The organism is Jeotgalibacillus salarius (genome assembly GCF_004405125.1).
GTDB lineage: Bacteria > Bacillota > Bacilli > Bacillales > Jeotgalibacillaceae > Jeotgalibacillus > Jeotgalibacillus salarius.
The window spans coordinates 83,922-96,709 of record NZ_SORX01000006.1 but is presented as its reverse complement, the minus strand read 5'-3'; the positions used below and the strand labels follow the sequence as shown (position 1 = coordinate 96,709).

Sequence of the window (12,788 nt, the reverse complement as noted above, 5' to 3'; positions counted from 1 at the left end):
GATGAGGTCTGTCTTTCTTTTTGTATATAAAGGGAGACATTTTTTGGTGTACGCCCGTTTACCCGCAACCCGCAGAGCAGTCTGTGGGTTTTTTGTGATTACATTCCTTAAATTATTTTAAAAAAGGAAGTGTTATCATGGAAAGGTTAGTTTTGGAGTTAAAAGAGATAGAGGTATCGTTTTTAGATAAAATCATTCTGGATATAAAAAATCTTCGTATTCATCAGTTTGACCGGATTGGAATAGTTGGAAAGAACGGTAGTGGGAAAAGTACGCTTCTGAAGCTGATGAGTGGTGATTTGAAGCCAGACCTGGGCAGTGTAAATCATCAGATTGAGTTCAACTATTTCGAGCAGAAGGAAGCATCATTTGTAAGAGATGGTATTGATTTTAGACTACTTGGTCAGCTGAATGTTCCTGATCACGAGGAAGAACTCAGTGGTGGTGAGCAGACAAGACTGAAGCTCGCTCAGCTATTATCTGATTATCACGAGGGACTGCTTATTGATGAACCGACTACTCATCTTGATGCAGCAGGTATTGATTTTCTGGTTGAAGAGCTGAAGTATTATTATGGAGCACTTGTACTTGTTAGCCATGATCGCTATGTACTTGATCAACTTGTGACGAAAATATGGGAAGTGCATGATGGTCAAGTAACGGAATACACCGGGAACTACTCTGACTATGAGTTGCAAAAAGAGCTCGAGCGGCAACAGCAGCAGGAGCTGCATGAAAGATATCTGAAAGAAAAGCAGAGGCTGCTGGCGGCTGCAGATGAAAAGATGAAGAAGGCAAGTAAGATTACACAGTCGAAGCAGTCAGGTGCTAAAAAAGAAGTTCATGCCAACGCGAACCGGATGTATATGACAAAGCAAAAGGATACAAGTCAAAAAGCGATTCAAAAAACTGCAAAGGCACTTGAGAAAAGGGTGGAGCAGTTAGAAGAAATATTACCGGTCGAAACAGAAAAGCCTATTCACTTTCAACAGTCTAAATCACTTCGACTTCATAATCGTTTTCCGATTATGGCAGACCAGCTCACACTTAAATCTGGAGAAAAAGTTTTGCTAGAAAATGTGAGTTTTCAGTTTCCACTTGGAGAAAACATTGTAATCAGTGGTGCAAATGGTTCAGGAAAATCAACTTTGCTTAAGCATGTTGTGGGTCAGGGAGAAGGGTTGACGATCTCACCAAAAGCTGAGTTTGGCGTATACCATCAGCTTAGTTATCAAATAAAAGAAAATAAAACAGTGCTCGCTTTTATGAAAGAAAAGAGTGAATTTGAAGAAAGTAATATTCGTGCTATTTTGCATGAGATGAAATTTGTAGGCAATGATTTGATTAAAGAAGTCAACCAGTTAAGTGGTGGAGAATCGATCAGACTTCATCTTTGTCAGCTGTTCTCAGGTGCTTACAACATTCTGGTGCTTGATGAGCCGACTAACTTTCTGGACCTGGACAGTATTAGAGCACTTGAAACTTTTCTTCATTATTATGAGGGAACCGTTTTACTGGTCAGTCATGATCGGGAGTTTGTAAAAAGGGTAGCGGACTCAGTGTATAAGATCAGTGACAGAGATTTAACAAGAGTGAAATAATCATATAAATGGAGGAATGAAACATGAAACAATCTGAGATTATACATTTAGCGAAACAAGAAGGTTTGGTTTTATCAGAAGAGGTGTTCAAGATCAATGAGTCGGGAGTGGATTTCAGAGTTGGGCATGCAACAGATCAGCATGGTGACAAGTGGATATTAAGAGTTCCACGCCAAAAAGAGTCTATGAGACATGCAGATGTTGAGAAGCGTGGGCTGGATATCCTGAGTGAAAATGTCACTTTCGAGGTACCGAGCTGGTCAGTATTTACGAATCATCTGATTGCCTATAAGCAGCTGGAAGGCGTTCCAGCAGCTACAATTGATATGGATGAGCAAGCGTATGTATGGGGGCTGGATGAGCAGAACCCACCTGAGGCATTTTATCGTTCTTTAGGTAAAGCGATGGCGGAACTGCATACTTTGGACATTCGTCAATTCAAAGGTACAGGGATAAACATCATTGAAGGTAAAGGTATGAGGCCTGATATGAAAAAAAGAATGAATCATATTAGGGAGCATTTCAACGTTAACCCCGCACTTTGGGAGCGTTGGGAGGCCTGGCTGGCTAATGAGCGGATCTGGCCTGCACGTGCTGGTGTCAGACATGGCGATCTGCACCCGGGTCACATCCTGATTAATCATCAAAGTGCTGTAACCGGGTTCATTGACTGGACAGAGATTAGCGTGGGCGATGTATCAGTTGATTTTACAGCACATCTTCAAATCTTCGGAAAAGAAGGCCTGCAAAAACTGATTCATGCATATGACAATGCAGGTGGCCGAACCTGGTCCGGGATGCAGGAGCATATCGAAGAGGTCAAAGCTGCAGGCCCAATTATTGTAGCTGAATACGCACTTGTGTCTGGATTAAAGAACATGCACGAGATGGCGGTTCAGATGCTTGGTGCGGATGAGTAAATGATAAAAACGATGCTGCCTCTTCGGGGATCAGCATCGTTTTTCTTTAGCATCGAAAATTCAATTCGTTCTTGGTGGAGATAAGTATGTTCTATTGAATGGCAGAGGCGCAATGGAACGGAAAATAGAATGTTCTTAAAAAGTAAGATACCTTGGGGACGGAGGTTAAAGTTATATGAGATGTACACTGTAGGGACAGACATGATCTTTCTATGCGATCTCTGTCTCTTATGTGCATATTTTACCGCACTCTAAATTCACTCCCCAGCATTCAGTTCTCTCTCAATGTACTCACGGGCATCCTTAACAACGTACTTTAGTGCGATGCCAAGAGATAAGCTGACTATTGAAAAAATGATTAACGCCAATGGGTATAAGTTAGTGTTTCTGATCTCAGATGGATTCATATAACTGATAACTAATAGAAAAATAAATAATCCACTTATTCCGAAAAAAGCCTTGGACAAATTTTTAACTCTCTGGAAATACAGCATTAGTAAATACCTCCTAATATAATGAAAATTACGGGAGAATATACCCTTTAAAAATAACTTGTTTTATAACTTTTTTTCTTACTTAGTGGTATTTGAAATTTTAAAATACATAAGTAAAATCTTAACCCCGCATCGTCCACTAATTTCTTTCATCACTTTGACTAATAGATTTATTTTGTTTGAAACTCCCATAAACACCTATACAGACTCCTAATATCAAAATTAAATATGATGTTATAAGTCCATTATTAAGTAATAAGAACCCACCGACTATAGTTATATGAATGCCGAATAGTTGTATTTGAACTGCGGTAGGGTGTGTGAAATTAAGTGAGCTTAGAAAGGTGAATATCACTACAATTAGGAGAATCAAAATAAAAGTAAATATGCCAAGCAGTTCTGACAAATAAATAACCTCCCTTCCGTCATGTAACAAGATTATCTTAGTTTATCATGAGTTTTCATATGTGGTAATTAAATCCCTTTTCCTAGTAACTTTCAAATTGTTCTGCAATCCATAAAGTTACCAATGTAGTAATATATGAATTTTTCAAAAAATTTCTACCCAGAAGAACTATTGAAAGAGTAGAGATGGAATGAAAAAATGTTTGGACCTGTATTATTGTAAGTCCTGATGCTGGCTGCATGTGAAGACGCGGACTAAGTAGTGCAGGAAGAAAATCTGTCGGCATAGAGCCTGACATATAGATCTCTGGCAACGGCGCAATGGAGCGGCCAGTGGAATGGGCAGAGAATGTTCTGTCCAGTGAGGAATAATGTTTTTAATAGTTTCATCCTTTTAATTGTTACAGGGGAATTCTACAAGCTGTGCACGAAGAACATTCTGGACTATAACGAATAACCAAAATCAGAATGACTCCAATTTAATGTAAAGATATCTTTACTTTGATACGTGGGTTGATTATAATAAATGTAAAGATATGTTTACATTTTAGTTCCGGAAAGTAGTGAGAAGCATGCCGGTTAAGAACAATATCCAGAAGATCCGGAAAGAGAAAGGGATTAAGCAAATTAAAATGGCTGAAGATTTACAGGTCACCCGCCAGACGTTTACAGCAATCGAAAAGAATAAATACAATCCAAGTCTGGAGCTTGCTTTAAAAATCGTACAGTATTTTGATCTTCCTATTGAGGAAGTATTTATCCTGGAAGAGGAGGAATCCTGATGAAAAAGAAGAAACTGCAAAAATGGGGATTTACAATTGCTGCAATGGGAGGACTGGGGGGGATGATCCTTGGAACGCTTATTTTCAGTGGAGCTGACTGGTCAGCGATCCTGGGAGCATTGACAGCTTTCATCATAATCTTCGTAATTAATCTTTTGTATGTAAGATCAAAGAATGACCAGACTCCTGAAGTGGATGAAAGGATCGTACATAATATGCGTAAGTATTACGCTATAATCGCTAATGTGTTCCTGGGGATTCTTTTTCTGGCACTCTCTGCATTGACCTATATGGGTCATGAACAAATTTCACTTCTCTATCTTTGGATCTTTGTTGTGTCTTATATGTTTGTTAGCGGAATTGGCGCGCTTATTGTCAGTCGTAGATAAAAACCTTATAGCTGTTGCCTGTAAAAGAGAACACAACAATCATGCAATTTGATGCTTATAAATTGGTTAAATAAATTGTGTGGGAATTGTTCTAAGAACTGATATAGAACTTTTTTTATCTTACTGAAATTGCAGAAATAAGGAGAGGTTTAATGTCTAAGGAAAATAGAATTAAGAAGTGGGAGAAAGTTCGAGGGAAAGGGAAGAAAAATTACATTCTTTACTATGGGATCATAGGCTGGGGTGTAACAACAGGACTTTTATTTTTCCTCATAGGAGAAATCTTTGACCACGGATTAAGTCTATCGCAATATTTTACTGGTGACTGGATATCTTTATTCTCGAAAGGTTTGGTATCTTTCATGGTTGGTGGACTTTTATTTGGATATATTACTTGGGGAATGAATGAAAGTTACTATCATGATAAACATATTAAAAACAAGCTTTAACTTTTAATAAAGGTTAGAATAAAAAATCAAGATTCCTATTAGTGAAGTTGCATACGCACATGTGTGTGGATTGAAGGACATGAACGAGAAGACAGTTCACATGCTTGGTGAGGACGAGTAATTTATAAAAACTATGCTGTCCTAGCTAATAGAAGGCTTAAGAGATATATCTTTTGTGCGAGTGAGGTACTTTTTGAACGAAGTTCTCTCTAGAGTAATGAAAATGATTTTGAATATTATATTGCGCACGGCTGATTATGATATAAGGCAAAATTCATCTATTAAAAATCTGAAAATTTTGATATATTATTTATGATAAATTGTTTGGTGTGAGTCAGCCAGGATTACTCAGAGAAAGTCTGTTTATTGTTTTATACAATTTCTACATTTAGCATGCAGGGTTTTGCTGTTTTGAAAAGTAGTTTTATGCTTTTAAAAATTGGAGGCCGCAAAATGAAAACTCAGGTAAAGGGTAATCAGCTGATTATCGAGCGTACGCTTTTAGTTTCACAGGAGAGGCTGTTCCAGGCATTTACAACTTCGGAGGAGCTGGAAAATTGGTGGGGACCTGAAGGCTGGCAAACGAAGAATAAACGATTTGAGTTTGAGCCCGGAGGACACTGGCATTACTGCATGAAATGCGAGGATCAAGCTCAGGGTGATTTTTACGGAATGGAATCTTGGGGCCTTGGGCAGTTCAAAGAAATACACGCTCCTGAAAAATTTTCATACCAGGACATGTTCTCTGATGAAGAAGGAAACGTGAACACAGACTTGCCGGCAATGGAAATTGAAGTTGAGTTCATACCAGCAGATGGTGGTACAAAATATGTTGCGACGACAACACTTGACTCAGCAGAGGCACTGGAGAAAATGCTTGAAATGGGTATGGTAGAAGGGTTTAACTCACAGATGAATCGGTTGGAGCAATATTTAGCAAAATAGAAAAAATGGTCATCTGTTTACTGGAATTGAGAAATTTAAACAAAAGAAAATTAATGTAAAAGTTTATGGAGATACACAAATGATGTGGAATACAAAGTAGGGAGTATGCAAGCATGAGCCATAAACATTTAATAAAAGCGATCGGGATTTCATTGTTGATTTCTATATTTGTCTATTTAAATTTGGATATAGGCACAACAAATATGTTCATTTACATGCTTTTTGCATATGTAGTTTCGTTCATAGGCATTTATTTGATTTCTGTGTTGAGTGCAAAAGCTTATCTAAAGTTTATAAGGGAAACTGGAGTTAATTAAAGTACCTTTAATCCAACATTTATAACGCGGAGAAATGTTATTAAATTTTCACAGCCACTATACCGATCAGATTTCGAAAGCCACTTTCATTTGAGAGTGGCTTTTTGCATGACAAGTAAAATCATGCCAGAGATACATTTTGAAATTTATTTTATCTAAACCGCGCTGACATATTCTATATAAAGGTTATGTCGTGAAAAATTGATAATCTGTTTTAATTAAAGCCTGAGTTTTTGAATCGGAGTAACAACTTACTTCGTCTTTATAATCAGTTATTAAAAGGATTTTACTAAGTTAGAACTATGTCTTAAAACTTATAAAATCTACAACTTTAGTTTCCTCTCGTACATAAGAAATGTAATCACTGTTGTATATTTGTTACCATGGAACTAAGAATTCAACTTGGAGGTCTTTGATGAAAATAAAATTGGCAGGATTTATGTTCTTACTGGCTGTCGTGTTTTTGGCGGGGTGTCAGGAGCCGATTACGCCGGAAGAACGGTTAGGTGAATACGTGTCACATTGGAATGATGAAGCATTTGATGTGATGTATGAAGAATATGCAACCACTAAATCGAAGGAAACATTTAAGACGGATGAGATGGTTGATTATTGGAGTAAGGTGTATCAGGATATCGAAGTATCCAGTCTGGAAGTGTCGATGCAGGACATTCCTGAGGATACGGAGTGGGCAGAAGATGAGCCTGCTGAGATAGGGGTCGATGTTTCATTTGAGACCATGGCAGGACCTGTTTCTTTTGAAAAGCAGGTGACACTGATTCAGGAAGAGCGGGAGGAAGAAGTGAACTGGTATGTCGATTGGGCGCCTTCTTTCATTTTCGCTGAATATGAGCAGAATGATTCCATTGATATATCAACTGTACCGGGAGTGCGTGGAGAACTGCATGACCGTAATGGCAACCCGTTAGCGATCAACGGCTCCGGTTATCAGGTAGGCGTGGTGCCGGGTGAGTTGACGGATGAAGCGAAAAGCACATTAGCCGAGGAGCTGTCTATCAGTGTTGAAGCAATCGATGGTGAACTTTCTCAAGCATGGGTTGAGGATGATTTATTTGTGCCATTGAAAAAAGTGTCAGGCACCCAGCAGGAGAAAGTATCAGCGATCACTGAGTTGCCTGGAGTTTATTCACAGTCGGTTGGAATGAGAGAGTATCCATTTGGAGAAGTTGTATCCCATTTAACAGGATATATCGGTCCAGTCACTGCTGAAGATTTAGAGGAGCTTGAAGGTGAAGGGTATACATCCACTGACATGATAGGCAGAAGAGGTCTCGAACAATTATTGGAAGATCGATTGCGGGCAGAGTCAGGTGCCAGTATTGCGATCGTAAAAGAAGACGACACGATCACAGTTGCTGAAAAGGAAGCGCAGGATGGGGAGACGATCAAATTAACAATTGATGCGGATCTTCAGAGAACAGCTTTTGAAGCAATGGAAGGGCAGCCTGGGACAGCTGCAGCAGTTGATCCGGAAACAGGGGAAACGCTCGTACTGGCAAGCTCACCCGGTTTCGATCCGGCAGAGCTGGCACTCGGTATAAGTGGTGAACGCAGAGCCGAGCTTGAAGAAGATCCCGGTGATCCTTTAACGAATCGATTTTCAACTGCTTATGCGCCCGGATCAACGCAAAAGACGCTGACCGCTGCGATTGGAATGGAAGCTGACACGCTGGATCCGGCAGAAGGTTTTACGATTGATGGTGGATTGACCTGGCAAAAAGAAGGCTGGGGTGACTTCCGTGTAACGCGCGTTCATGAGACACCTAATCCGGTTAATCTGAATAAAGGTCTGGTTTTCTCAGACAATATTTATTTTGCTATGGTTGCACTGGATATGGGAAGTGAGACATTGATCGATGGACTGGAATCCTTAGGATATGAAGAAGAAATGCCATTTACCTATCCTATGCGTGTTTCTCAAATATCAAATGATGGAACGATCGGTTCGGAAGGTCAGCTTGTTGATACCTCTTACGGTCAGGGAGAAATGCTGACAAACATTTTGCATCTTGCTTCTATGTACGAAATTGTATTAACGGATGGAACAATGATGAAACCTTTACTGCTTGAAGAAGAAGAGCCTGAAGTATGGAAGGAAGGTCTTCTGTCAGCAGAAAATGCTTCAATTTTAAGAACTGATTTACGAGATGTTGTTACTGAAGGGTTCGCACAGCCTGCGAATATTGAAGAGGTCAGTATCGCAGGAAAAACAGGTACAGCTGAACTGAAACTTGCAGGTGAAGAATCCGGGAAAGAAAATGGATTTTTCGTTGCCTATGATGAAAACAATCCTGAATTCGTTCTTGCGATGATGATTGAAGGCGTTGAAGACCTGGGTGGCAGCACATACGTTTCTGAGCTTGCGACTGAGGTGTTTTTGAATCGATAGATAAGACATTGAGACGCGGTTTTTGCGTCTCTTTTTTTGTGGAAAGGTAGAGGCGGGACAGACCCGGGTCTACTTTTTGAAACGTTTTCCACTCCCTGTGACTCTAATAGACAAAGGAGTTGATCCTGTTGGAGCAAAATCTTGAAACAGTGAGGCGCGCAATTGAAGGTGACCGTTTTGCGCTGCAGGAGTTATTACATATCGAAAAGCCAAAACTGTACCGGATGGCTTACACATATGTGAGAAATGAAGATGAAGCAGTTGAAGTCTTTCAGCAGACTGTTTTGAAATGTATCGAATCTATTCATCAGCTTAAACGCCCCGAATTTTTCTCCACCTGGCTGACCAGGATCTGTATTAATGAGGCGTTGTCATTAAAACGAAAAGGGAAAAAACTGATTCATCTGACCGAGTTAATCAGACAGTCAGGTGCACAGGATTTTTCAGGAGAAGTCGTTCATGGTCTGGATGTGAAGGAAGCACTTGAAGCGCTGCCTGATAAATATAAAACCGTGCTGATCCTCCGCTTTTACAAAGATTTGTCGGTACAGGATATTGCGAATGTCCTGAATTGTCCGCTTGGCACGGTTAAAACCAATATTCACAGAGGGTTATCACAGCTGAAAACTCAATTAAAAGGAGTGTATGAAGATGACGCTGGAAAGAGATTCAATTAAATCTGCAATGGGATCCATTCCGTTACCAGAAGATCGTTTAGACATGATTATTGATCAGTCTGTTTTCAATCATACAGTAAGGAAAAAAAGAGGGAGCAGAGAGCATGTAAAACAACTTTCAGCCGCGGTACTTGTACTGGGATTGAGCGGTACACTGTTGTTTACAACGCCTGCAGGCCAGCAGATGATATCATATTTACCTTTTACAGAATCAGATTTCACAACAGGGTCCGGAGCTGGAGAGCTTAGTAGGCCTAAAGAGGCAGTATATTCACTGGATGAAGAAGTAAATGAGGAATTTGTGAAGATACATTTTACAGAAGTATCACTTATGGGTAATCAGGTTGATATTGCTTACCAGCAGATTGTGGATCCAGAGTTTTTAACGGAAATGATGGCTGTGGAAGCGGAGCTGTTTGCGATTGATAACCTTGGAAACGAATATGAAGTACCTTATAATAGCGGAACTGCTTATGGAGAAGGAACGAGAGAGGATCTTCACTGGACAGCCACATTACATGATTTAAGCCCACTTGCAGAATCAGTGACGTTTATTCCGATGGCTACTGTCAGTGAAGGAACGACTGTCCCGGATGGGTTTCATGAGATTTTTGAGTATGATGCGCTTAAAGTGAATCTTGCAGATGGCAGTGTGGAGATTGTAGAAAGTCCGGGGTTGCCTGAAGGAATGTATGATAGATGGTAAAAGGTGAGAGATGAAAAAACCTCTCACCTTTTTGAAACTTATGCCAGTCTTGAAACGTATTGAAGAAAACAAATATAATTTTGTAATATATGTAAAAACGTAACAAAGGAGAAGTTCATGTACTTATTTGCACTTATAGCGATTGTAATCATATTGTTTATCAGTTCTATTAATATTGAAAAATACTTAAAAGAGAATAACCGGCAAAATGAAGAGATCATACGACTTTTGAATGAGCTGAAGCGACACTCAAGTGGGTAATGATTGATCGATTTCATTTTTCATATTGATGGACTGTCAAAAGAAGTTTATGGATGGAGGAGGTTTTATTGTACATAGCGAAAATAGTGATTAGAATCCTGATGCCTTTTCTGATCTTATTCTTGTCATTTTCAACCATGATGGGATACATAGCTGAAACGATTTACCCTGCTTATCATCTGAAATGGTTTGCCATTGTGTACATGATTGCAGCCTATATTCTTCAATTTTTCAGGCCTGCAGTTGGGCTTGCGATGTTAGTAAGTGGGGGCGTTGTTTGGTTTTTGATCTGACTGAGTGCATGTGAAAGTGAAGTGGTGATGAGATGAGAAAAGTATTCGTATTTGCATTGTTTTATACGTTACTGTTGAGCGGCTGTACGTTCGGCGACCCTGATCATTATACGGTTTTCATCTTCCAGGGTGAAAGTGAGAGCTGGGAGGTTCAGCTTGAATATATTGCACATCATGAAGGAAACCGTCCTGAAGATAAGCTGCTGATTACTTTTCATGGTGAACTGCCTGACATTGAGGCTGAGATTTCTGTGACTGGGTCCGATATCAGTGAACGTGTTTCATTTCAGCAAGCAGAAGAGGATGTTCTGGCTTTGGATAAAAATGCAATAGAAGAAGTCATTCAAGCAAACGTAAATATGGATCATCCTGTGTCAGATCAGCTGGATATAGAAATCAGGTGGGACGGCAAAGAAGAGGTTGTTGTGCTGAGTTATTATACGGCTGTATCAGGTGATGGCAGGTTTCTTTGGTTTGATTGATTGTTTGATTAAATGATAAAAGCGGCACCTATATTCAATCAGGTGCCGCTTTTGCATATTGATTAATGGGCCATCATCTCATGAGCAATCTCTTCTCCACTCATTTCAGACGGATAATAAGTTGGCCAGTTTACGACTTCCTCAAGCAAAGCTTCACGATCATCTCCCCAGTACAGGTGGAAATGGTGAGAATCAGTTGGTGAGATGCTGTGGTCGCTGAATTGAATGTAACCAGGCATTGCTCCTTCTAGTTCATCTACAAGCTTAAGAATATAACGCACGCCGCGATTTCCTGCTTCATACGTTAACACTTCGTAGCCGTCATATACGTATACGCCGGAAGACTGTTCGCCATCTTCATAAAAAGTGAAAGTATCGTCCTCAATGATCATACGATCTATATCAGTCACATAACCTTCTGTGTAATAATTTTTGTATTCTTCATTCGTTTTTTTGCCATCTTCGGCTTTATGTTCAAATACTTCATCAAGAGTGCCGTCCTGAAGATAAGGATAGACTGACTGCCAGTCGCCTTCCCAGTCAGAAAGTGTGCGGTCTTTGATTTGACCATCTTCAAAATATCCATCGTAAATCTTTTGGGCTTCTTCATCGTGTTCGTGACTGTGATCATGATCATGATTTTCAGCTTCCACAGAGGGTGAAGCAGAGAGTGCAATATTCAATTGCTCAAGATTTCTTCTCATCAATGTGAAATAATCCTCATCATTTGCAATGTCATCATCTGTCAGAACTGAGAGGTTATGCAGTCTGAGTGTTTGTGCACCAATTTCATCTCTGACGACTTCGGCGATTTTAGTTGTTATGTTCTGTTCGAAAAATACGTGCCGCAATCCATATTCATCAGCGGTTTCAACTAATGTCTGCAGTTCCTTCTGAGACGGCTCCTGTGTTGGACTTAATCCGGAAACTGCAATTTGATGAATACCATAAGCTTCTTCCCAGTAACCATAAGCAGCATGTGAGACAATAAAATGATTGCCGGATGATGATTCAAATCCAGTTGAGAATTCATGGTCGAGTGCTTCAAGATCCTCTCTTAGTGCTTCGAAATTTTCGCTAAATAAACCTTCGTCTTCCGGTTTCATTTCTATCAGTATATCTTTTATATTCTCAGCCATTTCAATCGAAAGGGTTGGATCAAGCCATATGTGTGGGTCATTGTCTCCGTGGTCGTGGTCGTGGCCATGATCATCTCCATGCTCGTGATCATGTGAACTTTTATTTAATGCAATGCCATCAGCAGCTTCTACAATTTTTACATCTTCGGTATCAATAGCTTCAGCGATACTGTCAGCGTAACCTTCAAGACCGGCTCCGTTCATGATAAAAGCATCTGCTTCAGCAATTTCAATCACATCCTTGGAGGTGGGCTCATATGTATGTGAATCGGAACCGGGTGGAAGAATTGAGTTTACCTCTGCTTCATCGCCGGCAATACGTTCTGCGAAAAACTGTAATGGATAGACCGTAGTATAGATTGTAAGGGAAACTGAAGAATCAGTAGATGAAGCTGAATTCTCACTATTTCCACACGCAGCAAGTGCCAGGGCACTTAATAAACTTAATGACATAAACCATTTTCTATTCATAGTTCTCCTCCTTTTAAAAGTACAAAGAGAACTATATCGTAATCATT

Annotated in this window: 14 protein-coding genes; 12 read left to right on the top strand and 2 right to left on the bottom strand. The window is 39.9% G+C overall.

Translation table 11 applies throughout. The annotated features are described in order from the left end of the window. The first annotated feature begins 137 nt into the window (after nt 1-137). Together E2626_RS11340 and E2626_RS11335 are read left to right on the top strand one after the other, a co-directional pair. A complete protein-coding gene (locus E2626_RS11340; protein WP_134381880.1) occupies nt 138-1,601 on the top strand; it encodes an Msr family ABC-F type ribosomal protection protein in 1,464 nt (487 codons plus the stop codon). Between the two features lie 23 nt (nt 1,602-1,624). Continuing rightward, complete coding sequence (locus E2626_RS11335) at nt 1,625-2,521, top strand: macrolide 2'-phosphotransferase (RefSeq protein ID WP_134381879.1); 897 nt, start codon at nt 1,625-1,627, stop codon at nt 2,519-2,521. A gap of 257 nt (nt 2,522-2,778) precedes the next feature. On the opposite strand, the gene E2626_RS11330 is transcribed toward E2626_RS11335, so the two are convergent. After that, entirely contained in the window at nt 2,779-3,015 is a 237-nt protein-coding gene (locus E2626_RS11330; protein ID WP_134381878.1) for a hypothetical protein, read from the bottom strand. Between the two features lie 977 nt (nt 3,016-3,992). On the opposite strand from E2626_RS11330, the gene E2626_RS11325 reads away from it, so the two are divergent. The 10 genes from E2626_RS11325 (at nt 3,993) to E2626_RS11280 (ending at nt 11,131) form a co-directional block, all read left to right on the top strand. Continuing rightward, nucleotides 3,993-4,202: a helix-turn-helix transcriptional regulator gene (locus E2626_RS11325; RefSeq protein ID WP_134381877.1), complete on the top strand. Its 210-nt coding sequence runs from the start codon at nt 3,993-3,995 to the stop codon at nt 4,200-4,202. Further along, nucleotides 4,202-4,591: a hypothetical protein gene (locus E2626_RS11320; protein ID WP_134381876.1), complete on the top strand. Its 390-nt coding sequence runs from the start codon at nt 4,202-4,204 to the stop codon at nt 4,589-4,591. The genes E2626_RS11325 and E2626_RS11320 overlap by 1 nt, the downstream gene beginning before the upstream one ends. Before the next feature lie 152 nt (nt 4,592-4,743). Beyond that, nucleotides 4,744-5,040 (top strand): hypothetical protein, encoded by a 297-nt coding sequence (locus tag E2626_RS11315; protein WP_134381875.1) that lies wholly within the window; start codon nt 4,744-4,746, stop codon nt 5,038-5,040. Between the two features lie 453 nt (nt 5,041-5,493). Further along, a complete protein-coding gene (locus E2626_RS11310; RefSeq protein WP_244094307.1) occupies nt 5,494-5,985 on the top strand; it encodes an SRPBCC family protein in 492 nt (163 codons plus the stop codon). Nucleotides 5,986-6,717: 732 nt separating this feature from the next. After that, nucleotides 6,718-8,712, top strand: coding sequence for a penicillin-binding transpeptidase domain-containing protein (locus tag E2626_RS11300; RefSeq protein ID WP_134381872.1), 1,995 nt, complete (start codon nt 6,718-6,720; stop codon nt 8,710-8,712). Between the two features lie 128 nt (nt 8,713-8,840). Continuing rightward, the gene (locus E2626_RS11295; RefSeq protein ID WP_244094306.1) at nt 8,841-9,389 is read left to right on the top strand and encodes a sigma-70 family RNA polymerase sigma factor; all 549 of its coding nucleotides are present in this window, start codon (nt 8,841-8,843) and stop codon (nt 9,387-9,389) included. Beyond that, entirely contained in the window at nt 9,364-10,095 is a 732-nt protein-coding gene (locus tag E2626_RS11290) for a hypothetical protein (RefSeq protein WP_134381871.1), read from the top strand. The genes E2626_RS11295 and E2626_RS11290 overlap by 26 nt, the downstream gene beginning before the upstream one ends. Nucleotides 10,096-10,212: 117 nt before the next feature. Continuing rightward, complete coding sequence (locus E2626_RS17205) at nt 10,213-10,356, top strand: YneF family protein (protein ID WP_166786801.1); 144 nt, start codon at nt 10,213-10,215, stop codon at nt 10,354-10,356. 68 nt (nt 10,357-10,424) lie between these two features. After that, entirely contained in the window at nt 10,425-10,649 is a 225-nt protein-coding gene (locus E2626_RS11285) for a hypothetical protein (RefSeq protein ID WP_134381870.1), read from the top strand. Nucleotides 10,650-10,681: 32 nt separating this feature from the next. Next, complete coding sequence (locus tag E2626_RS11280) at nt 10,682-11,131, top strand: hypothetical protein (RefSeq protein ID WP_134381869.1); 450 nt, start codon at nt 10,682-10,684, stop codon at nt 11,129-11,131. Nucleotides 11,132-11,193: 62 nt separating this feature from the next. On the opposite strand, the gene E2626_RS11275 is transcribed toward E2626_RS11280, so the two are convergent. Next, nucleotides 11,194-12,741, bottom strand: a complete 1,548-nt coding sequence (locus tag E2626_RS11275; RefSeq protein WP_134381868.1) for a metal ABC transporter solute-binding protein, Zn/Mn family — start codon at nt 12,739-12,741, stop codon at nt 11,194-11,196. Nucleotides 12,742-12,788 lie beyond the last annotated feature (47 nt).

What these genes read in the sequence shown, in the direction of transcription:
- E2626_RS11300 (WP_134381872.1), top strand. Translation starts at nt 6,718, where the DNA reads ATGAAAATAAAATTGGCAGGATTTATGTTCTTACTGGCTGTCGTGTTT.
- E2626_RS11315 (WP_134381875.1), top strand. Translation starts at nt 4,744, where the DNA reads ATGTCTAAGGAAAATAGAATTAAGAAGTGGGAGAAAGTTCGAGGGAAA.
- E2626_RS17205 (WP_166786801.1), top strand. Translation starts at nt 10,213, where the DNA reads ATGTACTTATTTGCACTTATAGCGATTGTAATCATATTGTTTATCAGT.
- E2626_RS11330 (WP_134381878.1), bottom strand. Translation starts at nt 3,015, where the DNA reads ATGCTGTATTTCCAGAGAGTTAAAAATTTGTCCAAGGCTTTTTTCGGA.
- E2626_RS11320 (WP_134381876.1), top strand. Translation starts at nt 4,202, where the DNA reads ATGAAAAAGAAGAAACTGCAAAAATGGGGATTTACAATTGCTGCAATG.
- E2626_RS11275 (WP_134381868.1), bottom strand. Translation starts at nt 12,741, where the DNA reads ATGAATAGAAAATGGTTTATGTCATTAAGTTTATTAAGTGCCCTGGCA.
- E2626_RS11340 (WP_134381880.1), top strand. Translation starts at nt 138, where the DNA reads ATGGAAAGGTTAGTTTTGGAGTTAAAAGAGATAGAGGTATCGTTTTTA.
- E2626_RS11310 (WP_244094307.1), top strand. Translation starts at nt 5,494, where the DNA reads ATGAAAACTCAGGTAAAGGGTAATCAGCTGATTATCGAGCGTACGCTT.
- E2626_RS11325 (WP_134381877.1), top strand. Translation starts at nt 3,993, where the DNA reads ATGCCGGTTAAGAACAATATCCAGAAGATCCGGAAAGAGAAAGGGATT.
- E2626_RS11335 (WP_134381879.1), top strand. Translation starts at nt 1,625, where the DNA reads ATGAAACAATCTGAGATTATACATTTAGCGAAACAAGAAGGTTTGGTT.
- E2626_RS11290 (WP_134381871.1), top strand. Translation starts at nt 9,364, where the DNA reads ATGACGCTGGAAAGAGATTCAATTAAATCTGCAATGGGATCCATTCCG.
- E2626_RS11280 (WP_134381869.1), top strand. Translation starts at nt 10,682, where the DNA reads ATGAGAAAAGTATTCGTATTTGCATTGTTTTATACGTTACTGTTGAGC.